This window comes from Streptomyces sp. NPDC041713 (genome assembly GCF_055591085.1).
The window spans coordinates 391,730-417,991 of the sequence record NZ_JBVIZY010000005.1 but is presented as its reverse complement, the minus strand read 5'-3'; the positions used below and the strand labels follow the sequence as shown (position 1 = coordinate 417,991).

The window sequence follows — 26,262 nt, the reverse complement described above, 5'->3', positions numbered from 1 at the left end:
CCTTGTTGCGGAATTCCCCCGGTCCTGACACAAGCATCGCTTTCCCGTCTCCGGGCACTCGTCACGTCGTACGCTCACAGCCGGGGAGACACTCCCCCGAGCAAGCACCCCAACCGCGGAAGTGAGGCGGCCCGAAGATCATGGACAGTGCCGAGTACGAGCGTAGGATCGCGGCCCGGTTCGCCACCTTCGACCAGGACGGCAACGGCTACATCTCCCGTGAGGACTTCAGTACGGCGGCGGCCGCCCTGTGCTCCGCGTTCGGCGCGACGGCGCGGTCCGAGCAGGGGCAGGCCCTCTACATCGGGGCCGAGGCGTTCTGGCAGGGCATGGCCGGGATCGCGGACCGCGACGGCGACCAGCGGATCACCCGGGACGAGTTCGTGGGCGGTGCGGTCAAGCGGCTGCGGGACAACCCCGCGCGGTTCGCGGAGATCGCCCGGCCGTTCCTGCACGCGGTGATCGGCGTCGCAGGCGCCGCCGGGGACGGCACCGCGACCCCCGAGGAGGCCGGGCGCGCGCTGCGGGCCCTCGGCGTGCCCGACGACATCGCTTCGGGCGCGGCCGCCGCACTGGACGCGGACGGCGACGGCCGGGTCACCGAGGACGAGATCGTGACCGCGTTCGCGCAGTACTTCACGGTTCCTGAGTAGGGCGGCCCCCGAGGGGGAGACCGTAGCGATCCGTCAGTCGGAGAAGCGCTCGCGCAGCTTGTACTTGAGTACCTTGCGCAGCGTCTCGTTGCGCGGCAGGGCCTCGACCACCTCCAGCTGCTCCGGCAGCTTGTAGGTGGCGAGGCCTTCCGCCCGCAGGTACGAGGCGACCTCCTCCAGCGTCAACTCGCCGGTGTCCGCGCGCTGTTCGACCACCGCGCAGACCCGCTCCCCGCGCTCGGGGTCGGTCAGGCCGACGACGGCGGCCTCGCCCACGGCCGGGTGCCGGTGGAGCAGGTCCTCGATCTCCTTGGCGGAGATGTTCTCGCCCTTGCGGATGATGATGTCCTTCGCCCGGCCGGTGAGAACGAGATGGCCGCTCTCCCGCAGGTGCCCGAGGTCCCCGGTGACCAGGAACCCGTCGGCGTCGAAGACGTCCGCGCTCTGCGCCGGGTCCAGATAGCCCCGGCAGACGGCCTCGCCGCGCAGCCGTACCTCGCCGTCCACCCCGGCCGGCAGCTGCTTGCCGTCGGCGTCGGTGACGCGGATCTCCATGCCCTCGGGGGGCAGACCCTCGGTGGTCGCGAGGTGCTCCGCGGTGTCGTCCGGGGCGCCCATGGTGATCATCGGCACCTCCGTCATGCCGTATCCGTGGGTGAGCTGACAGCCCATCTCGCGCACCACGGCGTGGTAGACCTCGGGCGGCTTGGGCGCACCGCCGCCCGCGAGCAGCCGCAGCGTCGGGATGACCTTCTCCCCGTCCGGCAGCCGGCGCTGCTCGGCGAGGAACATCGAGTAGAACGCCGTCGACCCGCCAGCCACGGTCACCCCGTGCCGCCGGTAGCCGTCGAGCGCGGCGGGCAGCGCGAAGTGCTCGAACATGACCGCGGGGAAGCCGTAGAGCAGCAGCATCACGGTGTAGTCGGGGCCCGCGATGTGCGCGTAGGGGAACGCCATCGAGCCGACGTCCGCCGCCGTCAGGTGCAGGGCGTGCGCCAGGCACGAGCCGCCCGCGATCAGTGAACGGTCCGTGTGGAGCACGCCCTTGGGGTCGGAGGTGGTGCCCGACGTCCAGTAGATCCAGCGCACCGCCGTGCCGTCGGAGGGCGGCGGGGGCAGGACGGCCGGGTCGCCGTCGGGCAGCGCGTCGTACGCCTCGAAGACCCGCAGCGCCGTCCCCGCGCCGAGCCGGTGCGCCATCTCCGTGTGGTCGAAGCCGCGCCAGGTGCCGGGCACGGCGAAGAACTCCGCCTTCGACTCCCGCAGTGCGTAGCCGACTTCGCGGTCCCGGTGGAAGGGGATGAGCGGCGACTGGACGGCGCCGATGCGGGCGAGCGCGAAGGAGAGCAGCGCGGTCTCGATACGGGTGGGCAGCTGCCAGGCGACGACGGTGCCGGGCCGCACCCCCATGCCGTACAGGCCCGCGGCGACGCGCTCGGCGCGGTCCCTGAGCCCGCCGAAGGTGAGCGCGCGGTCGTCGGCGGGGTCGGCCGCGGCCTGCAGGAGGACGGGGCGGTCGGGGGTGAGGCCGGCGCGGCGCGCGACCAGCTCCCAGAGTGTGCGGGATTCACCCAGTGCGTACGCGGTCTCGTTGCGCGCGGGCCTCATGAGATCCCCTCCCGGTCCCACGACGGGAACTGACGGCCAGTCAGATCCTGTCCGTGAGCGTAAGCCCCGGCGCCTTGTCGGTCCAGAGGTGCGGGGCTAGCCTGCGTTCTGACGACCCGTCAGATACAGGGACCCGTAGGAGCCGCATGGACCTCACGTACACCGACGAGGAGGAAGCCTTCCGGGCCGCGCTGCGCGACTGGCTCGCCGCGGTGCTGCCGAAACTCCCCGCCAAGCCGTCCCCCAAGGACTGGCCGGGACGCCGCGCCTACGACACGGCGTGGCAGCGCCTGCTGTACGACGCCGGATACGGGGAGGTCCACTGGGACGCCTCCCCGACCCAGCGGCTGATCTTCCTGGAGGAGACCGAGAAGGCGGGCGCCCCCTACGTGGGCGCCAACTTCGTGGGCCTGCTGCACGCGGGCCCGACCATCGCCTCCGAGGGCACCGCCGCACAACGCGCCCGGTGGCTGCCGCCCGTCCTGCGCGGCGACGAGGTGTGGTGCCAGGGCTTCAGCGAGCCCGACGCGGGGTCCGACCTGGCGTCGCTGCGCACCCGCGCGCGGCGCGAGGGCGACCACTACGTGGTGAGCGGCTCCAAGATCTGGACCTCGCACGCGGAGGTCGCCGACTGGTGCGAGCTCCTGGTGCGCACGACACCGGTCAGTGAGGCCGTGCCCAAGCACCGCGGGATCACCTGGCTCGCGATGCCGATGGACGCCCCCGGCATCACCGTGCGGCCGCTGCGCACCCTCGCGGGGTCCACGGAGTTCGCGGAGATGTTCCTCGACGACGTGCGGGTCCCGGTGGCGAACCGCGTCGGCGCGGAGGACGACGGCTGGCGCGTGACGATGGTGACGCTCTCCTACGAGCGGGGCACCGCCTTCGTGGGGGAGGTGGTGGCCTGCCGGCGGGTCCTCGGCGAGCTGGCCCGCGAGGCCCGCGGCAACGGCCGCTGGGACGATCCGGGGCTGCGCCGCAGGCTGGGGCGGCTGAGCGCCGAGTTCGGGGCGCTGTGGCGGCTCACGCAGTGGAACGTGAGCGAGGCGCAGCGCACCGGCGGGGTGCCGGGGGTGGGCGGCTCCGTCTTCAAGCTGCGGTACTCGCACGCCCGCCAGGAGCTGTACGACGCCGCCGCCGAGGTCCTCGGCGCGGGCGCCCTCGACCTCGACCAGGAGTGGGTGCTCGACCGCCTCTCCTCGCTCTCGTACACGATCGCCGCGGGGACCTCGCAGATCCAGCAGAACATCGTGGCCGAGCGGATCCTCGGCCTCCCGAAGGACCGGTGAGGACCCGGATGGACTTCCAACTGACCGAAGATCACACAGCGTTGCGGTCCGGCATGCGGCAGCTCCTGGAGGGCCGGTTCACGCTGCGTGACGCCACGGACCGCGTCGACCGTGCGCTCTGGCGCGAACTGGGGGACGCGGGGTTCTTCTCGCTGGCGCTGCCCGAGGCCGAGGGCGGGGTCGGACTGGGGCTCCCGGAGGCCGTGTTGATCTTCGAGGAGGTGGGGCGCGCGCTGTTGCCGGGGCCGGCGGTGGCGTCGTTCCTGGCGGCGGGGGTGGTGCCGGGCGCCGCGACCGGGGAGGTGGTGGTGACCGCGGTCGACGGTGCCCTGGTGCCGTGGCTGGCGGAGGCGGACGTGGTCCAGGGGGACGTGACCGGCGCGGTGCCGCTGCGGTCCGTGGACCCGCTGACGCCGCTGCACCGGGTGCCCGACTCCGGCGGCCTCACCCGGGGCGCCCTGCTCTACGCCGCGGAACAGCTCGGCAGCGCGTCGCGCACCTGCGAGGCGGCCGTCCAACACGCCCGTCGGCGCGAGCAGTTCGGCCGCCCGATCGGCGCGTTCCAGGCGGTCAAGCACCTGTGTGCGCAGATGCTGGTGCGGGCCGAGCTCGCCCGTGCGGCGGTCTACGCGGCGGCCGTGACCGGCGACGTCCTCGACGCCCGCGCGGCCAAGCTGCTGGCCGACGACGCGGCCGTGCGCAACGCCCGTGACTGTCTGCAGGTGCACGGCGGCATGGGGTTCACCTGGGAGTCCGACGTGCATCTGCACCTCAAGCGGGCCTGGGTGCGGGCCGAGCTGGGATGCACGGCGCGGGACGCCGAGGAAGAGCTCGCGGCGGTGCTCTGAGGGGGCGGAAATCGGGGGTTCCCAAAAAATTGGTCTGCCCGATATCTTGCGCTTTGTCCGTTGTTTCGTAGATCGAAGTGCCTCTGCACGAAGGCTACTGAGCGTCGATATCGGGTTGTGTCCTACGCGTGACTCGTCACGGCATGGAGTCGGCGCCCGGCTCGGGTACCTTGTGTGGGATGCGAGTGGTTCAGAGGTGGAGCCATGCCGGTGTTGCCCAGGTGGCGGCGCCGGACCCGGCAATGCGTGCCGCTCGCAGCGCAGGACGGGGTTTCGCCCCCGCCTGTTCGACCCCCTGCGGCGTGCGTCGCACAGTATGCAGTACGCGTACTCCTTCGCGCTGGAATATGCCCGAAGCGCTTGTTGGGGTGACTGAACGTCAATCATGCTGTCTCCCAAGGGGATCACGTTCGGTGACCCTGTGGAGTCGCGAGGCGATGTGTCCGCCGGTTCGGATGGTGTGAGCGGTGCAGGTGCTTCAAGTTCAGCTGGAGGTCGGGGCTGACCCCGCCGAGGTGGGACGGGCCAGGCGGTGGGCCCGCTCACGACTCGCGGGCTCGGGCATAGAGGCCGACGAGCCGGTTGCCGAGACGCTGATCCTGTTGATCTCGGAGCTCGTGACCAACGCGGTCGTGCACACCGGCTGCCCGGCCGTGCTGCGCATGCTGCTGCCCGGCGTCCCCGCGGACGTACCGGGGACGGTCCGGGTCGAGGTGGCCGACAGCAGCGCCCGCCCGCCCGCCCAGCGGCACGCGGACGGCGACGACACCAACGGCCGCGGCCTGGAGCTCGTCGACGGTCTCGCCGACCGCTGGGGCTGGCAGCCCGAGGGTTCGGGCAAGAGCATCTGGTGCGAGGTCGACCGGTGCGACGCCGGTGTCGCGGCCGCCACCTTCGAGGGCACCACCCACGACGGCTCGGCCTGTGACATCGCGGCCTACGAGACGGCGGCCTGCGAGGCGTCCGGCCACGAGGGGCCCGCCTACGGGGGACCGGCCTGCGGGGAGCCTGCCTACGGGGAGTCGCTCTACGGCGCGACGGTCCACGAGGCGACCCCCCGCGGCATCACGGCGTGCGACGGCGCGGCCTACGGAGGCGCGGCCCACCTGGGCGCGGCCTCCCGGCGCGCGGCCGGAGCGGCCAGGGCGGCCTTCAACCGGACGGCCTACGGCGACGCGGACGTCGCCTACGAGGCGGTCTGAGCGTCCACGCGACGCCCCGCCCCCTCCCGGGGAGCGGGGCGGTGCCCCCGACTCCGTATGCGCCCTCGCGTGCCCCGGTGCGCGCACACATGCGCGGGCGGGGCGAGCGGGGGAGAGCCGGGCATCGCTCACCAATCCCCGAGTGGGTGTTGACGTGCCGTGTCCGGTTGATCACGCTGGGATGCAGCGATTCGCCGCGAGGGGACGTCGAGGGCGCTCGGTGACGGGAGCCGCAGGTCCTTGACGAGGTGTGGGTCGCGATTCGGCGCGGGCCCCTTCGTGGCCGCACGGACAGGGGCGAGCGCCGGAGCCGGACGGTGGCGTGTGCGGCGGCGCGCTCGGGGCGAACGCCGAGGCGCCGCCGTCCGGCGCGGAGACGGCCGGCCTGACCGTCGGCTTCAGCGGAGGCGATCGGCCTCAGAGGACGGCGACCGGCGCCACCGGGGTGCCCGTGCCGCCGACGAAGGGCTCCGGCATCGCGGAGAGCAGGAACGCGTACCGGGAAACTTCTGCACAGGCTGTGGACAAGTTCTCCAGATTCCAGTTCTGGCCCTGCAGCATCCCCATCTCGACCAGATCGAGGGCGTGCACGGGCAGCCACAGGTTCTCGACCTCCGGCGGGAAGATCTCGAAGGTGAGGGTGTCGTTGGCGACGGCGGCCACGTCCCGGGCGTGGAACCACTCGGGCGTACGCAGCGAGAGGCCGGGCGAGGGGTAGGCGTACGCGTGCTTGTCGCCGGCGAGGTAGACCTGGAGCTGCCCCGTGCGGACCAGCACGATGTCACCGGCGCGGACGGTGACGCCGCCGAACTCCGCTGCCTCGTCGAGGTCTTCGGGGGTGACGGCGTGGTCGCCGGGCAGCCGGTCGAGCCCCTTGGCGCGCGCGACGTCGAGCAGGACGCCGCGCGAGACGATGGGTGGCGCCTTGTCGATGCCGCTGAAGCGCGCGCCGGCGTGGGCCGTGATCGTGTCCGCGGGGCGGCCGTTGTAGATCTTCCCCGAGTGCGACACATGGGTGAGGGCGTCCCAGTGGGTGGCCGTCTGCAGTCCCATCGTCACCGCGTCGTCGCTGGTGGCGACGGTGCCGGGGCCGAACAGCTCCTGGTTGATCTGCACCATGGTGTGCAGCGGGTTCACCCGGCCGGGGATCATGCCCGTCTGGACGCCGTCCTCCTTGAGTGGCAGCGCGAGCGGCACGCGGCGCCCCGAGCGGACCTCGCGGGACGCCGCGCGGACCACCTCGTCGGTGACGAGGTTGAGCGTGCCGATCTCGTCGTCGCTCCCCCAACGACCCCAGTTGTTCACGCGTTTGGCGATGTCGTGGAACTCCGCCGGCAGAGCGTCCGGACGTGACATGAGTCCTCCGCGGGGCTTGTCTTTCGGTATCTGACGGGTCATAGAATCTAACGGTCCGTCAGAAACCGCGGGAAGGGGCCGGACGTGGGGAACTTCTTGGCAGGCAAGGTGGTCGCCGTGACCGGCGCCGGGCGCGGCATCGGCAGGGCCGTCGCGCTCGCCGCGGCGGCCGAGGGGGCGAAGGTCGTCGTCAACGACTACGGCGTCTCCATGGCGGGCGCCGAGCCGAGCAGCGAGATAGCCGACGCCGTGGTCAAGGAGATCCAGGCGGCGGGCGGCGAGGCCGTCGCGGTGGCCGACGACGTCTCCACCATGGAGGGTGGCCGGCGGATCGTCGACGTCGCGCTCGCCGAGTACGGGCGGATCGACGGGGTCGTGTGCGTCGCCGGGATCCTGCGCGAACGGATGCTGTTCAACATGTCCGAGGAGGAGTGGGACCCGGTCGTCGCCACCCACCTGAAGGGCACGTTCACCGTCTTCCGCGCGGCCTCGGCGGTGATGCGCAAGCAGGGCACGGGCACGCTGATCGGCTTCACCAGCGGCAACCACCAGGGCTCCGTGGCGCAGGCCAACTACAGCGCGGCGAAGGGCGGGATCATCTCGCTGGTACGGAGCGCCGCACTGGGCCTGCACAAGTACGGGGTGACCGCCAACGCGGTGGCGCCCGTCGCCCGTACGCGGATGTCCGCCAACGTGCCGATGCAGCTGACGGAGATCGGCGAGCCGGAGGACGTCGCCGCGCTCGTCACGTATCTGCTGAGCGAGCGGGCCCGCGCGCAGCAGATCACCGGCCAGGTCTACACGATCGCGGGCCCCAAGATCGCGGTCTGGGCCCAGCCGCGCGAACTGCGCGCCGGGTACGCGGACGGGGCCTGGACGCCCGAGAGGATCGCGGACTTCCTGCCGGGGACGGTGGGGACGGACCCGATGCCGATGCTGGCGCAGCTGGAGGCGATGGCGAAGGCGGCGGCGGAGGGGGAGCGGCCCAACGCGTAGCCCCGGGGGCGGGGCGGCGAGGACGGGTGAGCGGGGACGGGGACGGGTGAGTGGGGACGGGTCAGGGGAGTCGGCGGAGGAGGAGGGGCGGGCGTGGATTTCGGGTTCGGGGTCGAGGACGAGGCGTTCCGTGCCGAGGCGCGGGCCTGGCTCGGTGAGCACCTCACCGGTGAGTTCACGGCGGCGGTGGGGCGGGGCGGGCCGGGCAGCGAACACGAGGGCGGGGCCGTCCGGCGCGCCTGGGAGCGGGAGTTGGGGCGCGGCGGGTGGATCGGGCTCGGCTGGGACACGGACGCCTTCGGCAACCGGCGCGCCTCGCTGGCCCAGCAGGTCGTCTGGGCCGAGGAGTACGCGCGGGCCAGGGCGCCCGGCCGGTACGGGCACATCGGCGAGAACCTCCTCGCGCCGACGCTGCTCGCCTACGGCAGCCAGGAGCAGCGGGACGAGTTCCTGCCGCCGATCGCGCGGGGCGAGGTGCTGTGGTGCCAGGGGTACAGCGAGCCGGGCGCCGGGTCCGATCTGGCCGGGGTGCGGACGCGGGCGGTGCGGGACGGTCCTGACTGCTTCCGGGTCACCGGGCAGAAGGTGTGGACCTCGCTGGCGCGGGAGGCGGACTGGTGTTTCGTGCTGGCGCGTACGGGGGGTGGGGCGGGGCCCGGTGCGGGTCCCGGTGCGGGGGATGGGGCGGGGCGGCCGCATGAAGGGTTGTCCCTGTTGCTGGTGCCGATGGACCAGCCCGGGTGTGTGGAGGTGCGGCCCATACGGCAGTTGACCGGGACCAGTGAGTTCAACGAGGTCTTCTTCGACGGTGCACGCGCGCGTGCGGCGCATGTGGTGGGCGGCGTCGGCAACGGGTGGCGGGTCGCCATGGGGCTGCTCGGATTCGAACGGGGCGTCTCCACGCTGGTCCAGCAGATCGGCTTCGCGGAGGAGCTGGCGGAGGTGGTGCGGCAGGCGGTCGCGTCGGGGGCGGCGGGGGATCCCGTGGTGCGGGAGCGGCTGGTGCGGCAGTGGGCCGAGTTGCGGGTGATGCGGTGGAACGCGTTGCGGACGTTGGGGGGTGGGGGCGGAGGTAAGGGCGGGGGCTCGGGTGTGGGTTCTGGGGTGGGCTCGGGTGTTGGCTCCGGTGCGGGTTCTGGGGCGGGTGTGGGGGCTGACGTTGGGGCGCCCAGTGTCGCCAAGTTGTTGTGGGGGCGGTGGCATCAGCGGCTCGGGGAGCTGGGCATGGCCGTGCGGGGCGCGTCCGCGGCGGTGGGGCCGGGGGACTGGGAGGCTGCGTCCCCGTACGAACTCGACGCCCTGCAGAGGCTCTTCCTCTTCAGCCGTGCCGACACCCTCTACGGCGGCTCGGACGAGGTGCAGCGGAACATCATCGCCGAGCGGGTGCTCGGTCTGCCGAGAGAGGCCAGGGGGCCTCGGTGAAGGGGTGGGTGTGATGCGGGGTGTCGTGTTCGACGGTACGCGGGCCGAGGTGGTCGACGACCTGGAGATACGGGAGCCGGGGCCGGGGGAGGTGCTGGTCGCGGTCGCCGCGGCGGGGCTGTGCCACAGCGACCTGTCGGTGATCGACGGGACGATTCCGTTTCCGCCGCCGGTGGTGCTGGGGCACGAGGGGGCGGGGGTCGTGGAGGCGGTGGGGGCGGGGGTCACGCATGTGGTGCCCGGGGATCACGTGGCGCTGTCCACGATCGCCAGCTGTGGGGCGTGCGCGGACTGTGGGCGGGGGCGGCCGACGATGTGCCGGAAGGCGATCGGGGCGCCGGACCAGCCGTTCTCGCGGGGCGGCAAGCCGGTGTACCAGTTCGCGGCGAACTCCGCGTTCGCGGAACGGACGATCGTGCGGGCGGTGCAGGCCGTGAAGATCGCGGACGACATTCCGTTCGCGTCGGCGGCGTTGATCGGGTGTGCCGTGGTGACGGGGGTGGGGGCCGCGCTGAACCGGGCGGAGGTGGGGCTCGGGGACTCCGTGGTGGTGATCGGTACGGGTGGGATCGGGCTCAATGTGCTGCAGGGGGCGCGGATCGCGGGGGCCGGGACGATCGTGGCGGTCGACGCGAACGCGGCGAAGGAGGGGGTGGCGCGGCGCTTCGGGGCGACACACTTTTTCGGGGCGACGGAGGCGGTGCGGGGGGTGCTGCCGCACGGGGCGGACCACGTGTTCGAGTGTGTGGGGCGGGTGGAGCTGGTGCGGGAGGCGGTGGAGCTGCTGGACCGGCGGGGGCAGGCGGTGCTGCTCGGGATGCCGGGGGCGACGGCTGAGGCGTCGTTCGTGGTGGCGTCGATGTTCCTGGACAAGTCGATTCTGGGCTGCCGGTACGGGAGTTCGCGCCCGCAGCGGGATTTCGCGCTGTACGCCGAGCTGTACCGGAGCGGGCGGTTGCTGCTGGACGAGCTGGTGACGAGGACGTACCCGGTGGAGGACTTCGGGGCGGCGGTGGAGGACGCGAGGGCGGGGAGGGTGGCGAGGGGGGTGTTGACGTTCTGAGGGGGGAGGGGGGTGTTGACGTTCTGAGGGGGGAGGGCGGAGGCGTGTGGGGGCTGGGGTCTGCGCCTATGGCCCGTCTGTGGGTGCGGGGCCGCGGGGGTATGTGCGTACTCGCCATCCACTGTTCGCCACGCCTCACGAACAACATTGCTACAGCGCGCTCGGTGCTCCGTGCGCACATACCCCCACGTCCCCTCCCGAGCGTTTGCGCCTGCGGCCCGGTGGGGCAGCAGACACGCCCCCCATCCGCCCGCCCGGCTCGTACGGCATGTCGCGTGGTGCCCCCACCGGCCCGCCCGGCACCACGGCACGTCACGGGGCGCCCACCCGCCCACCCGGCCCCCACCGCACGTCGCAGGGTGGACCCCACCCACCCCTACGCCGACCGCACGCCGCAGGTTCACCCACCCGCCCCTGCCCCGCGGGCACACCCACCCACCCCAACTCCCGCCGCACGCCTGGGGCGCACCCACCCACCCGCCCCTACTCCCGCCCTGCGTCGCGGGGTAAACGGGTGGGTGGGTGGGGAGCATCCGCCGCGGAGCGGCGGGACTGTTTGGGCCCGCAGGGGGAAGCGGGGGCCCCGCCCCCAGCCGAGCCGCCCGTCGCCGGGTAAGTCACCCGCCCCACCCGAGCCCCACCTCACGGGCCACGCCCCGTCACCCGTCCCGCGAAGCGCTCACGCTGACGCGGAACGTGCGGCGGTACCTCGTAGGGGTGACCCCCACCGCGGTCAGGAGATGTTGCCGCATCGACTGGGCCGTGCCGAAGCCCGCGTCCCGGGCCACCTGGTCCACGGACAGGTCCGTGGACTCCAGCAAGTGCCGCGCGCGCTCCACGCGTTGCTGCGTCAGCCACTGGCCGGGGCTGACGCCCACCTCCTCGCGGAACCTACGGGTGAACGTGCGGACCGACATCGACTCCTGCTCGGCCATGTCCCGCAGCTGCAGCGGCTGGTCGAGCCGTCCGAGCGCCCAGGCCCGTGCCGCACGCGTCGTCGCCAACTGCGGTTCGGGAAGCGGGCGGTGGATGTACTGGGCCTGGCCGCCGTCCCGGTGCGGCGGCACCACCGTGCGGCGGGCCACCTCGTTGGCGACCGCGGTGCCGTGGTCCCGTCGTACGACATGGATGCAGAGGTCGATGCCCGCGGCCACCCCCGCCGACGTCAGGATGTCGCCGTCGTCGATGAACAGCACGTCCGCGTCCACCCGTACCCGCGGGAAGAGCCGTTGGAAGTGCTCGGCCGACGACCAGTGCGTGGTCGCCGGGCGGCCGTCGAGGAGGCCGGCGGCGGCCAGCACGTACCCGCCCGTGCAGATGGCGACGAGCCGCGTCCCCGGCCTGATCCGGGCGAGCGCCGAGGCCAGTTCGGGGGTGAGGCGGCCCTCCTCGTGCACCGGCCCCAGCTCGTACGAGGCCGGGATGACCACCGTGTCGGCCGTGGCCAGCGCCTCGGGGCCGTGCTCGACGAGGATCGCGAAGTCGGCGTCCGTGCGGACCGGCCCCGGCGGGCGGACCGAGCAGGTCACGACCTCGTACAGGGGGTGCCTCTCGGGGGTGCGCGCGCCGTTGAAGATGCGCTGCGGGATGCCCAGTTCGAAGGGGATCACGCCGTCCAGGGCGAGGACGACGATGCGGTGCCGGTCGGGTGCGGTCGCGCGCTCGCGGGAGGCCATGGCCCGATCCTAGCGAATGCTGTCCCTCGGGCCACTCGTCCGGTACGGACCATTTCTCGATGCTGGGTGACGTGAACCAGACAACCGAGATGCCTGAGACGCCCGGGACGCCCGAGGCGCCGGAGACAGTCGACGCGCACGTGGCGGTCGAGGCCGCCGAGGCACCCGTACGGAGCTCCGCGCGTGCGGGCGAGGGCGAGCGGCGCCGTACTCCCCGTATCCACCGCGCATGGTTCGTCGCCGCCGTCACCTTCGTCACGATCATCGGCGCCGCCGCCTTCCGCTCGCTGCCCGGTCTCCTCTTCGACCCGCTGAAGGAGGACTTCGGCTGGTCGCGCGGCACCGTCGGGCTCGCGGTCTCCATCAACCTCACGCTGTACGGGCTCACCGCGCCGTTCGCCGCCGCGCTCATGGACCGCTACGGCATCCGCAAGGTCGTCGCGGTCGCGCTGGTCGTGATCGCCGCCGGCTCCGGCCTGACGGTGTGGATGCAGTCCGCCTGGCAGCTGCTGCTGTGCTGGGGGCTCCTCGTCGGGCTCGGCTCGGGGTCGATGGCGCTCGCCTTCGCCGCGACCGTCACCAACCGCTGGTTCACCACGCGGCGCGGGCTCGTCAGCGGGATCCTCACCGCGGCCTCCGCGTCCGGACAGTTGATCTTCCTGCCGCTGCTCGCCTGGATCGTCGAGACGTACAAGTGGCGGCCCGCCGCCGTGACGGTCGCGCTCGCCGCCCTCGTAGTCGTCCCCTTCGTCTGGCTGCTGCTGCGCGACCACCCGGCCGACGTCGGCCTGAAGCCGTACGGCGCCGAGGAGTTCGTGCCCAAGCCGGCGCCCGTCACGGGCGCGGGGCGGCGCGCGATCAGGGTGCTCGCCAAGGCCGCCCGCACCGGCCCCTTCTGGCTCCTCGCGGGCAGCTTCGCGATCTGCGGCGCCTCGACGAACGGACTCATCCAGACCCACTTCGTGCCCGCCGCGCACGACCACGGCATGGGCGTCCGGGCGGCCGCCTCCCTGCTCGCCGTCATCGGGATCTTCGACATCGTCGGGACGGTCGCGTCGGGCTGGTTCACCGACCGTTTCGACGCGCGGCGGCTGCTCGCCGTCTACTACGCGCTGCGCGGCGTCTCCCTGCTCTTCCTGCCGATGCTGCTCGCCCCGAACGTCCACCCGCCGATGATCTTCTTCATCGTCTTCTACGGCCTGGACTGGGTGGCCACCGTCCCGCCGACCCTGGCCCTGTGCCGCGAGCAGTACGGCGACGACAGCGCGATCGTCTTCGGCTGGGTCCTCGCCTCGCACCAGGTGGGCGCGGCCCTGGTGGCGTTCCTGGGCGGCGTGGCACGGGATGCCTTCGGCTCGTACGACGTCGTCTGGTACGCCTCGGGGGCGCTGTGCGCGGCGGCGGCGCTGATGGTGCTGGTGATACGGCGGCGGGGGCCGGGGCGTGTGGCGGTGGCCGCGGGGGTGGGGGCGGGTGCGGCGTGAGGACGAGGGGTGCGGCGCGGCGTCAGGGGGTGAAGCGGCCGAACTTGCCCCGGTGGAAGAGGAGCGGGTCGCCTTCGGTCTCCGCCGTGCCGAGGGCGTCCACCCGGCCCACCACGATGAGGTGGTCGCCGCCGGTGTGGACGGCCTGGATCGTGCAGTCGACCCAGGCCGGGGCGCCGGTCAGCCGCGGGGCGCCGGAGACCGGCGCCGCGTCGTAGCTCACCCCGGCGAACTTGTCGCCGCCGCTCACCGCGAACGCGCGGCACAGGGTGCCCTGGTCGGCGCCGAGGATGTTCACGCAGAAGACGCCCGCGCGCGCGATGCGCGGCCACGTCATCGACGTACGCGCCACCATGAAGGAGACCAGGGGCGGGTCCAGGGACAGCGAGGAGAAGGACTGACAGGCGAAGCCGGCGGGGCCGGTGGGACCAGTGGGGTCTGTGGGGTCCGTGGGTCCAGCGGTGCCTGCCGATGCGCTCTCGGGGGTCTCGGCCGGGGCCGTGATCACGGTGACGCCCGTCGCGAAGTTCCCGAGCACCCGGCGGAATTCGTCCCGGTCCAGCGGTGCCCGCTCGTCGTCGCCGACCGCGCGCAGCTGGGGCCGCGGCAGTACGTCGAGGGGGGCGGTGGTGGTGCGGGCCCCGACCGACCTGAGGTATCGGACGGCGGTGGCCGCCATCCCTGCGTGTCCCATCACGTCGACCATTGAAGCTGACGGTGCATCAGATGTGAAGGGCGTGGCCGAAACGCTGCAGACCCACGCGTATCTTCAGCCCCATGAAGCGGGGGAAAGCGCGTCGGAACTGGGGCGACGTGGAGATGCGGGCCGCGGGGGCGGCGAGCGCGGCACAGTTCCCGGTGGCCGGGCTCGTGTCGTTCATCGTGACGCTCGGCCAGGACGATCACGGGGTCGGGGGCGGCCCGGATTTCGGTCTGGCCTGCGCGGTCCTCTTCGCGCCGCTGCTGCTGCCGGTCCTCGGCATGGTGCACTCCGGGGTGCTCACGCTGCCGGCGGTCTGGCTGGGGCGGCGGGCGGCCGCGGTGTGCGGGCGGGGGCCGGAGTGGGCGTGGTCGCTGGGCTGCCTGGTGCCGGTCGGCTTCGCGTGGGCGGGGTTCTTCGCCGCGCCGGGTGCGCCTTTCGCGGGGCCCGCGGGGTGGTTTACGGCGAGTGGAGTCGTGCCCGCGCTGAACGTCGCGTACTGCAGACGCCGCGAGGAACGCCTCGGCCGGCCGCTGCGCAAGGTCTGGATCCTGTCGGGCCTGATCTCGCTCGCCCTGTGCGCGACCGTCGTCGGCGCGGCCGTCGTCGCCACGGAGACGGGCCTGCTCAAGGAGTACGAGCCGCCACACCTGGCACCGGGGCAGGTGGCGGGCGCGTGGCGGGACGACGACGGCGAGCTCCGCTTCCGCCTGCGCGAGGACGGCCGCGCGGAACTTCCTTCGTGCGGCGACGCCACCGGTACGTGGACGTTGACCGGCGACGACGAGTTCCTGGACCGCCGCCCGGCCCTGGAGGTGGACGCGGACGCGGAGGCTGACGCTGACGCCGAGGGGTGCGAGGGCTCGCAGACCTGGACCGTGGGCGGCACGGAGGATGATCCCGAACTGTTCGTGAACCTGGGCACCATGGACGACCCGGACATAGAGACGCTGCACCGGGGAGGGTGAGGGGGTGGCGCCCGTGGGTCGGCAGGGTTGTGTCGGAGCGGGGCCCTTCGCGTCGTACGCCCGGAGAACGGGGGCCGGGGGTCGCCTGCGTTGCGTCGTACGCCCAGCCGCTGTCCGCGCGGGTGGGGTGTCTTGGGGCCCACGCCCGTGGCGCACCACGTGACGTCCAGGTCTCAGCGGCCGTGATACCTCGGGGTGCGGCGTTCCACGAAAGCCGTGACGCCCTCGTTCGCGTCCGTCGTCGTCATGTTGATCTCCTGCGCCGCCGCCTCCGCGGCGAACGCGCTCGCCCTGTCCGTGTCCAGCGACGCGTTGACCAGCTGCTTGGTCAGGGCCAGGGCGCGGGTCGGGCCGGTGGCGAGGCGGTCCGCCCATGTCCGCGCCGTCTTCTCCAGCTCGTCGGCCGGTACGACGCGGTTGACCAGGCCCAGCCGTTCCGCGTCCGCCGCCGACACCGCGTCGCCGAAGAACATCAGCTCCTTGGCGCGCTGCGGCCCGATCAGGCGGGGCAGCAGATAGGCGCCGCCGCCGTCCGGTACGAGGCCGCGGCGGACGAACACCTCGATGAACCGGGCGGATTCGGCCGCGAGGACCAGGTCGCAGGCGAACGCCAGATGGGAGCCGATGCCGGCCGCCGTGCCGTTCACCGCGGCGATCACCGGCTTCTCGCAGTCGAGGACCGCGGAGATCAGCCGCTGCGCGCCCTGCCGGATGGTGCGGGCCACGTCACCCGGCACCCGCTCCCCGCCCGACGCCGCCCCCGTCGCCGGCACCCCCGTCGCCGGCGCCCCGCGCAGATCCGCGCCCGCGCAGAATCCCTTGCCGGTCGCGGTGATCACCACGGCCCGTACCGCGGGGTCGCCGGACGCCGCGGCGAGCAGCGCGATGACGCGTTCGCGCTGGTCCCACGTGAGGGCGTTCATGGCCTCGGGGCGGTTGAGCGTGATCCACGAGACGCCGTTGTCAGTGGTGTGCCGTATCAATGAGTCGAGGGCGTCGTGAGGCTCGGGGGAGGCTGTCATGGGGGAGTGGCTCCGTTTCGCGTGGAGGCGGATGGCGGTGCGGGTGCGCGCACGAGTGGGGGTACGGGTCCGCGCGCGGGTGCCGGTGCGGGTCCGCGCACGGGTGCGGGTGCGTGAGGGGACGTGGCGCCAAGGGGGCCTAGTGGCAGACGGCGAACGCGTCGAGCGCCACCGCCCCCTGCCCGCGCGGCAGCACCATCAGCGGGTTGATGTCCAGCTCCGCGAGGTCGTCGTCGAGTTCGAGCGCCATCCGCTGCACCCGGAGCACCACCTCGACCAGCGCGTCGACGTCAGCGGGAGCCGCGCCCCGCACCCCGTCGAGCAGGGCCCGCCCCCGCAGTTCGCGGAGCATCGCCTTCGCCTGGTCCTCCCCGAAGGGCGGCACCCGCACGGCCGCGTCCCGCAGGACCTCGACGAGCACACCGCCGAGCCCGACCGTCACCGTCGGCCCGAAGAGCGAGTCGTGCGTGACGCCGACGACCATCTCGACGCCCCGCTCGACCATCTGGCAGACCAGGATCCCGTCCAGCGCGACCCCCTCGTAGCGGGCGATGTCCGTGAGCTCCCGATAGGCGTCGCGCACCTGGCTCGCCGAGGTCAACCCGACCTTCACCAGGCCCAGTTCGGTCTTGTGCGCGAGCTGCGGGCCCGACGCCTTCATGACGACCGGGTAGCCGACCAGGCCGGCCGCCCGCACGGCCGCCGCCGCGCTCGTCACCAGCTGCTCCCGCGGCACCCTGATGCCGTACGCGCGCAGCAGCTGCTTCGCCGCGTGCTCGCTGAGCTGCTGGCCGGGCCGCATGAGCGCCTGCGCCTTGCGGAAGGAGGGGGACGGGGTGCGCGGCGCCTCGTCGAAGGGCGAGCGGTAGTTCGTGGTGAAGCGGTGGTGGTCCAGATAGGCGCGCACCGCCGTGATGCAGTTGGCGAAGGTGCGGAAGGTCGCGACCCGCGAGGAGCCGAGCAGCGTCTTGCGGTACGCGTCCTCGGTCCCCACCGGCGACCCCCACACCACGCACACCAGCTTGTCCGTGCGCTCCGCCGCGTCCACCAGGTCCTGCGCCAGCTTGTCGCTCATCGGCGGGAAGGGGCCGGTGATCGGACAGATCAACACGCCCACCTCAGGGTCGTCCAGGATCGCGTCGATGATCTTGCGGCCGCGCCAGTCGCCGACGGGGTGGCCGCCGTTGTCGATGGGGTTCGCGACGTTCAGGTAGCCGGGTATCCACTCGTGCAGCTCCGCCTGCTTGGCCTCGGAGAGCGTGGGCAGGCGCAGGCCCGCCTCGGTCGCCAGGTCCGAGAAGTGCGCGCCCGTGCCGCCCGAGATCGAATAGACGGCGACGCCGTCGGCCTGGGGGGTGCGCGCCCTCGCCAACAGGGCGGACGTGTCCTGGAGTTCGTCCAGGCCGTCGACGCGGATCACGCCGAACTGCCGCATCGCCGCGTCGACCACGGTGTCCGCGCCGGTCAGCTTGCCGGTGTGTGACGCCGCCATGCGGGCGCCGGCCTCGGTGCGGCCGACCTTCACGGCGACCACCGGGACGCCGCGGCGGGCCGCCCGGTCGGCGGCGAGCAGGAAGGCGCGGCCGTCCTTGAGGCCCTCGACGTAACAGGCGATGGCGCCGACCTCGGGGCGCTCGGCGAAGTAGGAGATGAAGTCGGACGTCTCCAGGTCGGCCTCGTTGCCGGTGGGCGCCCAGTGGGAGAGGCGTACGCCGAGCTCCTGCATCGTGAAGACGGGGCGGCCCTGGTGGCCGGACTGGGTGATCAGCGCGATCGCCGGGCCCTCGAGGTCCTCGCGGAACGCCTCGAAGGCGTTGAGGTTGGTGTTCGGGCCGAGGAGCCGGAGGCCGGAGCCTTGTACGGCGGCGGCGAGGCGGGCCTGGGCGGCCGCGCCCTCCTCGCCGGTCTCGGCGAAGCCGGAGGCGAAGGCGACGGCGAACTTGACCTTCTGCTCGGCGAGTTGCTCGATGACGGGGAGGGGGTCGGCGAGGAGGAGTACGGCGAGGTCGACCTGTTCCGGGAGGTCCGCGACGGAGGGGAAGCAGGGGAGGTCGAAGACGGTGGGGCGGGTGGGGTGTACGGGGTGGAGGCGGGCGCCGACGCGGGTGGCCCAGGTGAGGAGTTGGCGGGTGACGCCGGTGTTGGGGCGGCCCTCTGTGTCCGAGGCGCCGATGACGGCGACGGAGGTGGGGCGGAAGAAGCGGTCGAGGTCGGGTACGTCGGTGTACAGCGGTCGGCCGCTGACGTCCAGGTCGGGGTCGGGGGCGGGGTCGCCCGGGGCTCGGCCGTGGCTGTGGCTGTGGCCGTGGACGGTGTTGGGGGGGAGTTCGCCGCAGGCCACGACGTGGGCGCGGCGGGGGTCTGTGGTGAAGGTGCCGTGAGTCGATCCAAGCATCGGTCCGCCCGCTCCTGTGTGACAGCACGTTGCGCTAGCGCTTGCGCTAACGGTTACCTGACGCACTGTCAGCTTACTGAACTGACGCCCCGTCAGGAATGGGGCTGCGTGTAAAGCCTGGCGGGGGGCGGGGTGGTCCTACGGAACCGTAGGGGGTGGGGGGTTGCCAAGGTCGCGAATTGGCCTTCGGCCGGGCGCGGTGAAGGGAGGGGGGTCTGTTGGTGTTGTCGGGCGGCTTTCTCTTTCCGTGGGCCGGGGTGTGGGGGTGGCGGGGCCGCGGGGGTATGTGCGTACTCGCCATCCCTGCGCCACGCCGCACGGACAATGGCGTCAGTGTGCGCTCTGTGCTCCGTTCGCACATACCCCCACGTCCCCTCCCCGCCGTTTTCGGCCGTCGGGCGTGGGGGCGTCCGACGTCCGGCTCCTTTGGTCCCCTTGGTCCCTCAGGCCGGGCGGAAGACCGCGATGGCCGGGGTCGTCTCCGTCGCGGCTCGGAACGTTGCTTCGAGTCGCATCCCGATGTGCAGGTCGCTCTCGGGGCAGTCGATGAGTTCCGTCATCATGCGGGGGCCCTCGGCCAGGTCGGCTATGGCCGCTGTGTAGGGGGTGCGGGTGTTGAAGGGGGGGAGGTCGTTTCTGTGGATGGTCGACCAGGTGTAGAGGGTGGCTCGGCCGGTGGACTGTTCCCAGGTGACGTTCTCGCTCCAGCAGTGCGGGCAGAATTCGCGCGGGTAGTGGTGGGCCGTTCCGCATGCTCCGCAGCGGCGGATCAGTAGGCGGCCCTCGGCTGCGGCCTCCCAGTAGGGGCGGGTGAACGTGTCGGTCTCGGGCACGTCGAAGCGTGGTGTCTGGGGGTGGTTCGGGCTCATGGTGTGTCCGATCGCGGAGGGAGCTGACGGGGCGTCAGTTCAGCGCACTCGCTGGGGGCGCGCAAGGGGGAGGGGCCCGTGATGGGATCGCAATCGGTTTGGGAACTTGACCGTCACCCATCAAGTAGTCGCGCGGTTACTCTCCAGTCATGGCCGACTCGACCGCTCCGCTTTCGCCTCCGCAGGACCGTCCCGCGTATGTCATCGGCGGTGGTCCCGGCGGTCTCGCTGTCGCGGCGGCCCTGCGTGTGCGGGGTGAGCGGGCCGTCGTCCTGGAGAAGGCCGAGCGGCTCGGGGCCTCCTGGCGGGGGCATTACGACCGGCTCCATCTGCACACCACGCGCCGGCTCTCCGGGCTGCCGGGGCTCGCCATTCCGCGGGCGTTCGGGCGGTGGGTCTCGCGCGACGATGTCGTGCGGTATCTGGAGAAGTACGCCGAGTACCACCAGCTCGACATCGTCACCGGGGTCGAGGTGACCGGGCTCGAACCCGACGGGAGCGGCTGGCTGTTGCGGGCCACCGGGGGGCGGGAGCTGAGGGGGAGCGCGGTGGTGGTCGCCACCGGGTACAACCACACCCCGTATCTGCCGGACTGGCCCGGCGCCGGCACCTACACCGGTGAGCTTCTGCACGCGGGCGGGTACCGGAATCCTCGTCCCTACGTGGGTAGGGACGTGCTGGTCGTGGGGGTCGGGAACACCGGTGCCGAGATCGCCGTCGATCTCGCCGAAGGGGGTGCCGGGCGGGTGCGGCTCGCTGTGCGGACCGCTCCTCATGTCGTGCGTCGTTCCACCGCCGGGTGGCCCGCGCAGATGTCCGGGATTCTCTGCCGGCGGCTTCCTGTCGCGGTCGCCGATCGGCTCGCTCGGCCGGTGACCCGGGTGGGGGTTCCTGATCTGTCGTCGAAGGGGCTGCCGCGTCCCGACACCGGCTTGTTCTCGCGGGCCAGGCAGGGCGCCATCCCGGTGCAGGACGTCGGTCTCATCGACGCCGTGCGGAAGGGGCGGGTCGAGCCCGTGGCCGCCGTGGAGTCGTTCGAGGAGGGCAAGGTGATCCTTGCCGACGGCAGCCGGATCGGGCCCGAGGTCGTCATCGCGGCCACCGGGTACCGGCGCGCCCTCGAAGGTCTCGTCGGCGACCTCGGGGTGCTGGACTCCCGCGGCCGGCCGGTCGCGCACAGCCGCCGTACGGCCCCGGGGGCTCCCGGGCTCTACTTCACCGGCTTCACCAATCCCGTCAGCGGCATGCTTCGTGAGCTCTCGCGCGACGCCGAGAAGATCGCCAAGGTGATTGCCAGGAGGGGGTAGGGGGTCGTGGGGGTGTGCTTGTAATTCGGAGGCGGGGGTGGCTCCTCGGGGGAACAATGGGGCATGTCCTCAGAGAATTCCGCGTCCGCGGGCGCGCATGCCTATGCCCATGTTCGTCAACCGTCCGTGTTCGGGTGGGAGTTGACCACTGATCTTGAGGGGTTTCTTGCTCGGGCCCGGGGGTTTCTGCACTCCGAGGCCGCCCTGCACACCGCGCTGCTGAGTGTCACCGAGGTCCTTCGCGTGCGGGGGCCTCATGTGTACGGGGACGGCGTGCCCCTCTTCGGTACGTATGCCGGTGACGATGGGGTGGTGCGGGGAGCGTTCGTGTGGACGCCGCCTCGTCGGGTGGTCCTCAGTCCTCTCGGCCCCGAGGCCGCCGACGCGCTGGCCGCTCGGCTCGTCGACGTCGGTCCGGAGTTGCCCGGGGTCGCCGCCCACCACGTCGCCGCCGAGGCGTTCGCCCGAGCCTGGGAGCGGCGTACCGGGGGTCTCGTCTCGACCGACGTCCGTCAGCGTCTGTACCGGCTCGGCACCCTCACGCCGCCCGGCCCCGCGCCCGCGGGCCGCGCCCGGGTCGCCACGGCCGCCGACCGGTCGCTGCTGGCGCGCTGGCACGACGAGTTCGGGGAGGCCGTCGGTGAGCGCTCCGCCATGGGTGGCGGTGCCTGGGCGGACACCCGGATCGCCTACGGGGGCGTCACCCTCTGGGAGACCCCGGACGGCGTCCCCGTCGCCATGGCCGGTGTCACTCCGCGGGTCGCGGGGCAGGTCCGGGTGGCGCCCGTGTACACCCCGGCGGAGCAGCGGGGGCGTGGGTACGGCGGTGCGGTGACCGCCGCGGTGACCCGTGCCGCGCTCGACGCGGGGGTGGCCGAGGTCCTGCTCTTCACGGATCTGGCCAACCCCACGAGCAACGGCCTCTACCAGCGCATCGGGTACCGGGCCGTGGAGGACTTCACGCAGTACGACTTCCACCGCGGGGACGCGGCCGTCACGGCCACAGCAGCTCCGTGATCCAGGGGGTGGTGGCGTCCGCGGGTTCCCCGCTCCTGCGGTACCGCAGGCGTACGTGGCGGCGGCGGGCGTCGCCCTGGAAGAACTCCGCCTCCACCGGGTCCAGGACGTACAGCGTCCAGGTGGGGGCGTCGGCGTCCGGGTCGGCGTGGGCGCGGTCCCAGGCGGCGGTGGACGCCTTGTCCAACTCGGCCTGTGTGGGCAGGACTTCGCTCTGGCGGCCCACCAGCGCTGCCGCCAGGGCGCCGGTCGACCTCGCGTGCAGGTCGGCGAGGCTCTCGGGGTGCGGGGCCGTGGTGACCCGGCCCCTGATCCGGATCTGCCGGCCCTGCGCGGGCCAGTAGAAGTGCAGGGCGGCCTCCGGGCGGGCCGCGAGCTGGCGGCCCTTCGCGCTGGTCGCGTGCGAGGCGAAGTGCCAGCCGCGGTCGTCCGCGTCGTGCAGCATGACGGTGCGCACGTCGGGGCCGCCGTCCTCCGTCACCGTCGCCAGGCCCATGGTGTGCGGCTCGGGCTGCCCGGCGGCCACCGCCTCCGCGAACCAGGCGTGGAAGAGGGGGAGCGGTGCCGCGGGCGCCGCCGCCGGGTCGAAGGCGGGCAGCTCCACGTCCCAGACCCGCTGTGACCTCAGCAGCTTCTGGAACTCGGACGGCTCGGGGAGCGGTGCGGGTGTCGTCGTCATACGGCGATTGTGGCCGGTCGGGGCGGGGGCGGCCTGTGGGCTGCCGGTCGGCCTGTTCGCTATTGCGCCTCGCGCGGTGGCATCAGTTGGGTGATCCGGTCGAACAGTTCCTGCAGGGGTTCGCCCACGGCCCGGCCGAACTCCGTCAGGCCGTATGTGACCTGCGGCGGTGTCGTCGGTTCGACCTCGCGCCGGACCAGGCCGTCCTGGACCAGCGCGCGCAACGTCTGCGCGAGCATCTTCTCGCTGATGCCCTGGATGCTCTCGCGCAGCTCGTAGAAGCGGAGGTCATCGCTCTGCAGGGCGATCAGCACCCACACGCCCCACTTGCTGGTCACGTGGTCGACCACGTCGCGCGCGGGGCAGTCGATGCGGAACACGTCGTACCGCTTGGTCGCGTCGGTCCGGCTGAGCTGCGCGCCTTCCGTCATGTGCGGAGCCTACCTCCGGGTATGCCCGAAGGCAGGTGCTCATCCCCGTCCCAGCACCACCGTCCCCGACGAGCAGAACCAGCCGCCCGTCCCGGAGGCCACGGCCAGTTCGGGCAGCGAGCCGTCGGGGCGGCGGACCTGGCCGTCGCCCGCCTGGCCGCGGAGTTGGCGTACCGCCTCCACGAGGAGGAACAGGCCGCGCATGCCCGGGTGTTGGGCGGAGAGGCCGCCGCCGTCCGTGTTCGTCGGCAGGTCGCCGGTCCGCAGCAGACGGCCCTTCTCCACGAAGGCGCCGCCCTCGCCCTTCGCGCAGAAGCCCAGGTCCTCCAGGGTCACCAGCGTCATGTACGTGAAGGCGTCGTAGATCTCGGCGATGTCGATGTCCGCGGGGCGCACCCCTGCCCGCTCGAAGGCGAGGCGGCCGCTGACCGCCGCCGGGGAGACCGTGAAGTCCTCCCACTCCGACATCGTCGTGTGCGAGACGTGCTCGCCCGCGCCGAGTATCCATACCGGATCGGACGCGCAGTCCCGTACGTACTCCTCGGCCGCGAGCAGGACCGCGCAGCCGCCGTCGGACCGTATGCAGCAGTGCAGTTTGGTGAACGGGTCCGCGATCATCGGGCCGGCCAGGACCTCGTCGACCGTGATGGGGGTGCGGAACATCGCGTCCGGGTTCGTGGCGGCGTTCGCGCGGGCCTGCACGGCCACCGAGGCGAGCTGCTCCAGCGTCGTGCCGTACTCGTGCATGTGGCGACGGGCCGCCATCGCGTACTTGGCGATCAGGGAGTGCCCGTAGGGGACCTCGAACTGGAGGGGGCCCCGCGCGCCGAAGGAGAGGTTCGACGTGCGGCGCCCCGCCTTGATGTCCGCGCGGGCGGTCGAGCCGTAGACGAGCAGCACGGCGTTGGCCCGCCCGGCCGCTATCGCGTCCGCCGCGTGCGCCGCCATGACCTCCCAGGTGGCGCCGCCGACCGAGGTGGAGTCCACCCAGCGGGGGCTGAGGCCGAGGTACTCGGCGACCTCGACCGGCGCCAGGGTGCCGAGGCCCGCCGAAGCGATGCCGTCGATGACGTCGCGCCCGAGCCCGGAGTCGGCCAGCGCGCGCCGGGCCGCCTGGGCGTGCAGCGTGTAGGGCGTGGCCTCGTCGACCCGGCCGCAGTCCGAGAGGGCGACACCGACGACGGCGACCTTGCGGGGTGTGGAACGGGTATCTACAGGCATGGATCTGACGGTACATCAGGTAAGTGAGAGGGGTGGGGTGTTGTCGCGCTCGGGGTGGGCGTCGGTTGTGCGGGTGGTGTCCTCGGTCTGTGCTTATGGGGTGCGCGGTTCTAATATGACGGCCCGTCAGATCTGGGTCCGGGCCGTCGCGCCCGGGGGAGGAGCCTGCCGATGGACGCCGCCTTCAGTGCGGAACAGGGCGAGATCCGCCGCACCCTGCGCGAAGTGATCACCAAACGGTGCGGCCCCGACGAGGTCAAGGCGGCCGCCCGCACCCCCGCCGGCCACGACGCCGGGCTGTGGACCGCCCTCGCCGACCAGCTCGGCCTGCCCGGCCTCGCGATCCCCGAGGCGTACGGGGGTGTCGGCTGCACGACAGCGGAACTGTCCCTGGGTTGCGAGGAATTGGGGAGGGCGCTCGCTCCCACACCGCTCTTCGCCACCGCCGTCCTCGCCGCCCCGCTCATCCTCGCCCTCGGCACCGAAGGGCAGCGCGCCGAGCTGCTGCCCCGCATCGCCGCCGGCCAGCTGACCGCCGCCCTCGCCGTCCCCGGCACCGGGCTCGCCACGGCACTCGGCCTCGTCGGGGACAACCGCGGCGACTGGGCGGGCGGCGGCCGCGCGGGCGGTGTGCAGGCGCACCGGTCCGCCGACGGGGTGTGGCGGCTGTACGGGCAGGCCGAGCAGGTCATCGACGGGCACAGCGCGGGGCTGCTCGTGGTCGCCGCGCACGCGGGCGGCTTCGCCCGGTCCCGTACGCTCCTCTTCCTCGTGCGGGAGGACGCGCACGGCATGTCACGGGCCCGGCAAACCGCGCTGGACGAGACCCGCACCCAGGCGAGGGTCGAACTGCGCGACGTCGAGGCGGAGTTGCTGGGCGACGACGACGCCGACGTGCCGGCCGCGCTCGCCGCCGTGGGGGACGTCGCGGCCACGGTCGTCGCCGCCGAGGCCGTCGGCGCCGCCGACCGGGCGCTGGAGAGCACCGTCGCGTATGTACGCCAGCGCGAGCAGTTCGGGCGCGCGATCGGCTCCTTCCAGGCGGTGAAGCACCGGCTCGCCGACGTGTACGTACAGGTGCAGGCGGCGCGGTCCGCCGCCTACTACGCGGCGTGGGCGGCGGGCGCGGAGGCCGCCGGGTTCGGCGGGCAGGGCGCCGAACGGGCCGGGGGGCTCGCGCTCGCGCAGGCCCTCGACGCGTTGCGGACGGCCGCGTCGGAGGGGGTGCAGCTGCACGGCGGGATCGGCTTCACCTGGGAGCACGAGGCCCACCTGTACTTCAAGCGTGCGTCGAGTGACGAGCTGCTCTTCGGCCCGGTGCACCGGCTGCGGGCGCGGGCTGCGGAACGGGCCGATCTGTTCGCGGAGGGCGGGGGCGCCAACACCGTCCCGGTCTCCCCTGGCTCCGTCCCCGCTCCCCCTGGTTCCGTCCCCGTTCCCCCTGGTTCCGTCCCCTCCGGCCCCGTCCCCTCCGAGCTCGACCTCGACCCCGATCCGGGTCCCGGGCCCGCCTCCCTCGGAAAGGCCGTCTGATGCCGCCCGGACTGCGGCTCGTGCAGAAGGTCTCCGCCACCCGCGCCTTCGGCAGGATCGCCCCGCACTTCATCCCCGCGATGGACCGCACCGTGCACCGGCTCACCCGCGGCCGGGTGCTGCTCAGCGCGCGGATGCTGCCCGGCGTCATCCTCACCGCGCGGGGCGCGAAGAGCGGGCTGCCGCGGCGTACGCCGTTGGCGTGCATGCCCGAGGAGGAGGCGGGGACCTGGGTGCTGATCGGGTCCAACTTCGGGCGGCCCGGCCACCCCGCGTGGACCGCCAATCTGCTCGCCCACCCGGACGCGGAGATCAGCTGGCGCGGCGCCGACGTACCGGTGCGGGCGCGGCTGCTCACCGGGGCGGAACGGGAGGCGGTCTGGGCGGCGGCGCTGGCGTTCTGGCCGCCGTATGCCGCGTACCAGGCCCGCGTCGACCGGGAGATACGGCTGTTCCGGCTGGAGCGGCGCGTACAGGAAGGGTGCGCCACAGACCAGAGCGGCGGATCACCGGAGTGATCCGC

Annotated in this window: 22 protein-coding genes and 1 pseudogene; 13 read left to right on the top strand and 10 right to left on the bottom strand. The window is 72.9% G+C overall.

The genetic code is table 11. From position 1 onward, the window contains the following. Nucleotides 1–140: 140 nt before the first annotated feature. The gene (locus tag ACZ6CV_RS18285) at nucleotides 141–653 is read left to right on the top strand and encodes an EF-hand domain-containing protein (RefSeq protein WP_469251792.1); all 513 of its coding nucleotides are present in this window, start codon (nucleotides 141–143) and stop codon (nucleotides 651–653) included. Between the two features lie 33 nt (nucleotides 654–686). Here the strand turns inward: ACZ6CV_RS18285 and ACZ6CV_RS18280 are convergent, their stop codons facing one another. Next, nucleotides 687–2,261 carry a class I adenylate-forming enzyme family protein gene (locus ACZ6CV_RS18280; protein WP_469251791.1) on the bottom strand — a complete coding sequence of 525 codons (1,575 nt, stop codon included), beginning with the start codon at nucleotides 2,259–2,261 and terminating at the stop codon, nucleotides 687–689. 146 nt (nucleotides 2,262–2,407) lie between these two features. On the opposite strand from ACZ6CV_RS18280, the gene ACZ6CV_RS18275 reads away from it, so the two are divergent. From ACZ6CV_RS18275 to ACZ6CV_RS18265, 3 genes and pseudogenes are all read left to right on the top strand, one after another. After that, a complete protein-coding gene (locus ACZ6CV_RS18275) occupies nucleotides 2,408–3,550 on the top strand; it encodes an acyl-CoA dehydrogenase family protein (RefSeq protein WP_469251790.1) in 1,143 nt (380 codons plus the stop codon). 8 nt (nucleotides 3,551–3,558) lie between these two features. Beyond that, on the top strand, nucleotides 3,559–4,398 hold the full coding sequence (locus ACZ6CV_RS18270) for an acyl-CoA dehydrogenase family protein (protein WP_469251789.1): 840 nt from the start codon (nucleotides 3,559–3,561) through the stop codon (nucleotides 4,396–4,398). Nucleotides 4,399–4,865: 467 nt separating this feature from the next. Beyond that, nucleotides 4,866–5,264: pseudogene (locus tag ACZ6CV_RS18265) on the top strand (ATP-binding protein); the annotation flags it as partial. A gap of 753 nt (nucleotides 5,265–6,017) precedes the next feature. Here ACZ6CV_RS18265 and ACZ6CV_RS18260 read toward each other — a convergent pair. Then, the gene (locus ACZ6CV_RS18260; protein ID WP_469251788.1) at nucleotides 6,018–6,956 is read right to left on the bottom strand and encodes a cyclase family protein; all 939 of its coding nucleotides are present in this window, start codon (nucleotides 6,954–6,956) and stop codon (nucleotides 6,018–6,020) included. A gap of 84 nt (nucleotides 6,957–7,040) precedes the next feature. Here ACZ6CV_RS18260 and ACZ6CV_RS18255 point away from each other — a divergent pair, with 84 nt between their 5' ends. The 3 genes from ACZ6CV_RS18255 (at nucleotide 7,041) to ACZ6CV_RS18245 (ending at nucleotide 10,437) form a co-directional block, all read left to right on the top strand. Continuing rightward, nucleotides 7,041–7,952 (top strand): SDR family NAD(P)-dependent oxidoreductase, encoded by a 912-nt coding sequence (locus ACZ6CV_RS18255; RefSeq protein WP_469251787.1) that lies wholly within the window; start codon nucleotides 7,041–7,043, stop codon nucleotides 7,950–7,952. Between the two features lie 93 nt (nucleotides 7,953–8,045). Beyond that, on the top strand, nucleotides 8,046–9,374 hold the full coding sequence (locus ACZ6CV_RS18250; RefSeq protein WP_469251786.1) for an acyl-CoA dehydrogenase family protein: 1,329 nt from the start codon (nucleotides 8,046–8,048) through the stop codon (nucleotides 9,372–9,374). Nucleotides 9,375–9,387: 13 nt separating this feature from the next. Continuing rightward, a complete protein-coding gene (locus tag ACZ6CV_RS18245) occupies nucleotides 9,388–10,437 on the top strand; it encodes a Zn-dependent alcohol dehydrogenase (RefSeq protein ID WP_469251785.1) in 1,050 nt (349 codons plus the stop codon). Nucleotides 10,438–11,096: 659 nt separating this feature from the next. Here ACZ6CV_RS18245 and ACZ6CV_RS18240 read toward each other — a convergent pair. Then, nucleotides 11,097–12,113, bottom strand: a complete 1,017-nt coding sequence (locus tag ACZ6CV_RS18240) for a GlxA family transcriptional regulator (RefSeq protein WP_469251784.1) — start codon at nucleotides 12,111–12,113, stop codon at nucleotides 11,097–11,099. Nucleotides 12,114–12,202: 89 nt separating this feature from the next. Between ACZ6CV_RS18240 and ACZ6CV_RS18235 the strand changes: the two genes are divergently transcribed. Then, the gene (locus ACZ6CV_RS18235) at nucleotides 12,203–13,597 is read left to right on the top strand and encodes an MFS transporter (RefSeq protein ID WP_469252016.1); all 1,395 of its coding nucleotides are present in this window, start codon (nucleotides 12,203–12,205) and stop codon (nucleotides 13,595–13,597) included. Between the two features lie 22 nt (nucleotides 13,598–13,619). On the opposite strand, the gene ACZ6CV_RS18230 is transcribed toward ACZ6CV_RS18235, so the two are convergent. Beyond that, on the bottom strand, nucleotides 13,620–14,291 hold the full coding sequence (locus ACZ6CV_RS18230) for a flavin reductase family protein (RefSeq protein WP_469252015.1): 672 nt from the start codon (nucleotides 14,289–14,291) through the stop codon (nucleotides 13,620–13,622). An 83-nt stretch (nucleotides 14,292–14,374) separates the two neighbouring features. Here ACZ6CV_RS18230 and ACZ6CV_RS18225 point away from each other — a divergent pair, with 83 nt between their 5' ends. Then, nucleotides 14,375–15,265, top strand: coding sequence for a hypothetical protein (locus ACZ6CV_RS18225; RefSeq protein ID WP_469251783.1), 891 nt, complete (start codon nucleotides 14,375–14,377; stop codon nucleotides 15,263–15,265). A 173-nt stretch (nucleotides 15,266–15,438) separates the two neighbouring features. Here ACZ6CV_RS18225 and ACZ6CV_RS18220 read toward each other — a convergent pair whose 3' ends face one another. The 3 genes from ACZ6CV_RS18220 to ACZ6CV_RS18210 form a co-directional block, all read right to left on the bottom strand. Continuing rightward, nucleotides 15,439–16,287, bottom strand: a complete 849-nt coding sequence (locus ACZ6CV_RS18220; RefSeq protein ID WP_469251782.1) for an enoyl-CoA hydratase/isomerase family protein — start codon at nucleotides 16,285–16,287, stop codon at nucleotides 15,439–15,441. A gap of 139 nt (nucleotides 16,288–16,426) precedes the next feature. Next, nucleotides 16,427–18,682 (bottom strand): acetate--CoA ligase family protein, encoded by a 2,256-nt coding sequence (locus ACZ6CV_RS18215; RefSeq protein WP_469251781.1) that lies wholly within the window; start codon nucleotides 18,680–18,682, stop codon nucleotides 16,427–16,429. Nucleotides 18,683–19,125: 443 nt separating this feature from the next. Continuing rightward, nucleotides 19,126–19,551 (bottom strand): Zn-ribbon domain-containing OB-fold protein, encoded by a 426-nt coding sequence (locus ACZ6CV_RS18210; RefSeq protein WP_469251780.1) that lies wholly within the window; start codon nucleotides 19,549–19,551, stop codon nucleotides 19,126–19,128. 149 nt (nucleotides 19,552–19,700) lie between these two features. On the opposite strand from ACZ6CV_RS18210, the gene ACZ6CV_RS18205 reads away from it, so the two are divergent. Next, nucleotides 19,701–20,858 carry a flavin-containing monooxygenase gene (locus tag ACZ6CV_RS18205; protein ID WP_469251779.1) on the top strand — a complete coding sequence of 386 codons (1,158 nt, stop codon included), beginning with the start codon at nucleotides 19,701–19,703 and terminating at the stop codon, nucleotides 20,856–20,858. Nucleotides 20,859–21,206: 348 nt separating this feature from the next. Then, nucleotides 21,207–21,875 (top strand): GNAT family N-acetyltransferase, encoded by a 669-nt coding sequence (locus ACZ6CV_RS18200; protein WP_469251778.1) that lies wholly within the window; start codon nucleotides 21,207–21,209, stop codon nucleotides 21,873–21,875. On the opposite strand, the gene ACZ6CV_RS18195 is transcribed toward ACZ6CV_RS18200, so the two are convergent. Genes ACZ6CV_RS18195 through ACZ6CV_RS18185 form a run of 3 tightly spaced genes read right to left on the bottom strand, consistent with a single transcriptional unit; the run spans nucleotide 21,853 to nucleotide 24,206 of the window. Next, entirely contained in the window at nucleotides 21,853–22,554 is a 702-nt protein-coding gene (locus ACZ6CV_RS18195) for a pyridoxine/pyridoxamine 5'-phosphate oxidase (protein ID WP_469251777.1), read from the bottom strand. The genes ACZ6CV_RS18200 and ACZ6CV_RS18195 overlap by 23 nt on opposite strands. A gap of 59 nt (nucleotides 22,555–22,613) precedes the next feature. Continuing rightward, nucleotides 22,614–22,985 (bottom strand): winged helix-turn-helix transcriptional regulator, encoded by a 372-nt coding sequence (locus ACZ6CV_RS18190; RefSeq protein ID WP_469251776.1) that lies wholly within the window; start codon nucleotides 22,983–22,985, stop codon nucleotides 22,614–22,616. 39 nt (nucleotides 22,986–23,024) lie between these two features. Further along, a complete protein-coding gene (locus ACZ6CV_RS18185; RefSeq protein ID WP_469251775.1) occupies nucleotides 23,025–24,206 on the bottom strand; it encodes a thiolase C-terminal domain-containing protein in 1,182 nt (393 codons plus the stop codon). Nucleotides 24,207–24,377: 171 nt separating this feature from the next. Here ACZ6CV_RS18185 and ACZ6CV_RS18180 point away from each other — a divergent pair, with 171 nt between their 5' ends. Both ACZ6CV_RS18180 and ACZ6CV_RS18175 read left to right on the top strand, forming a co-directional pair. Further along, on the top strand, nucleotides 24,378–25,739 hold the full coding sequence (locus ACZ6CV_RS18180; RefSeq protein ID WP_469251774.1) for an acyl-CoA dehydrogenase family protein: 1,362 nt from the start codon (nucleotides 24,378–24,380) through the stop codon (nucleotides 25,737–25,739). Continuing rightward, nucleotides 25,739–26,257, top strand: a complete 519-nt coding sequence (locus tag ACZ6CV_RS18175) for a nitroreductase family deazaflavin-dependent oxidoreductase (protein ID WP_469251773.1) — start codon at nucleotides 25,739–25,741, stop codon at nucleotides 26,255–26,257. Before ACZ6CV_RS18180 ends, ACZ6CV_RS18175 begins: the two co-directional genes overlap by 1 nt. Nucleotides 26,258–26,262 lie beyond the last annotated feature (5 nt).

Bases quoted from the DNA above. Each gene is read 5' to 3' on its own strand.
- ACZ6CV_RS18285 (WP_469251792.1), top strand. From the start codon at position 141: ATGGACAGTGCCGAGTACGAGCGTAGGATCGCGGCCCGGTTCGCCACC.
- ACZ6CV_RS18280 (WP_469251791.1), bottom strand. From the start codon at position 2,261: ATGAGGCCCGCGCGCAACGAGACCGCGTACGCACTGGGTGAATCCCGC.
- ACZ6CV_RS18275 (WP_469251790.1), top strand. From the start codon at position 2,408: ATGGACCTCACGTACACCGACGAGGAGGAAGCCTTCCGGGCCGCGCTG.
- ACZ6CV_RS18270 (WP_469251789.1), top strand. From the start codon at position 3,559: ATGGACTTCCAACTGACCGAAGATCACACAGCGTTGCGGTCCGGCATG.
- ACZ6CV_RS18260 (WP_469251788.1), bottom strand. From the start codon at position 6,956: ATGTCACGTCCGGACGCTCTGCCGGCGGAGTTCCACGACATCGCCAAA.
- ACZ6CV_RS18245 (WP_469251785.1), top strand. From the start codon at position 9,388: ATGCGGGGTGTCGTGTTCGACGGTACGCGGGCCGAGGTGGTCGACGAC.
- ACZ6CV_RS18240 (WP_469251784.1), bottom strand. From the start codon at position 12,113: ATGGCCTCCCGCGAGCGCGCGACCGCACCCGACCGGCACCGCATCGTC.
- ACZ6CV_RS18235 (WP_469252016.1), top strand. From the start codon at position 12,203: ATGCCTGAGACGCCCGGGACGCCCGAGGCGCCGGAGACAGTCGACGCG.
- ACZ6CV_RS18230 (WP_469252015.1), bottom strand. From the start codon at position 14,291: ATGGGACACGCAGGGATGGCGGCCACCGCCGTCCGATACCTCAGGTCG.
- ACZ6CV_RS18225 (WP_469251783.1), top strand. From the start codon at position 14,375: ATGAAGCGGGGGAAAGCGCGTCGGAACTGGGGCGACGTGGAGATGCGG.
- ACZ6CV_RS18220 (WP_469251782.1), bottom strand. From the start codon at position 16,287: ATGACAGCCTCCCCCGAGCCTCACGACGCCCTCGACTCATTGATACGG.
- ACZ6CV_RS18215 (WP_469251781.1), bottom strand. From the start codon at position 18,682: ATGCTTGGATCGACTCACGGCACCTTCACCACAGACCCCCGCCGCGCC.
- ACZ6CV_RS18210 (WP_469251780.1), bottom strand. From the start codon at position 19,551: ATGAGCCCGAACCACCCCCAGACACCACGCTTCGACGTGCCCGAGACC.
- ACZ6CV_RS18205 (WP_469251779.1), top strand. From the start codon at position 19,701: ATGGCCGACTCGACCGCTCCGCTTTCGCCTCCGCAGGACCGTCCCGCG.
- ACZ6CV_RS18195 (WP_469251777.1), bottom strand. From the start codon at position 22,554: ATGACGACGACACCCGCACCGCTCCCCGAGCCGTCCGAGTTCCAGAAG.
- ACZ6CV_RS18190 (WP_469251776.1), bottom strand. From the start codon at position 22,985: ATGACGGAAGGCGCGCAGCTCAGCCGGACCGACGCGACCAAGCGGTAC.
- ACZ6CV_RS18185 (WP_469251775.1), bottom strand. From the start codon at position 24,206: ATGCCTGTAGATACCCGTTCCACACCCCGCAAGGTCGCCGTCGTCGGT.
- ACZ6CV_RS18180 (WP_469251774.1), top strand. From the start codon at position 24,378: ATGGACGCCGCCTTCAGTGCGGAACAGGGCGAGATCCGCCGCACCCTG.
- ACZ6CV_RS18175 (WP_469251773.1), top strand. From the start codon at position 25,739: ATGCCGCCCGGACTGCGGCTCGTGCAGAAGGTCTCCGCCACCCGCGCC.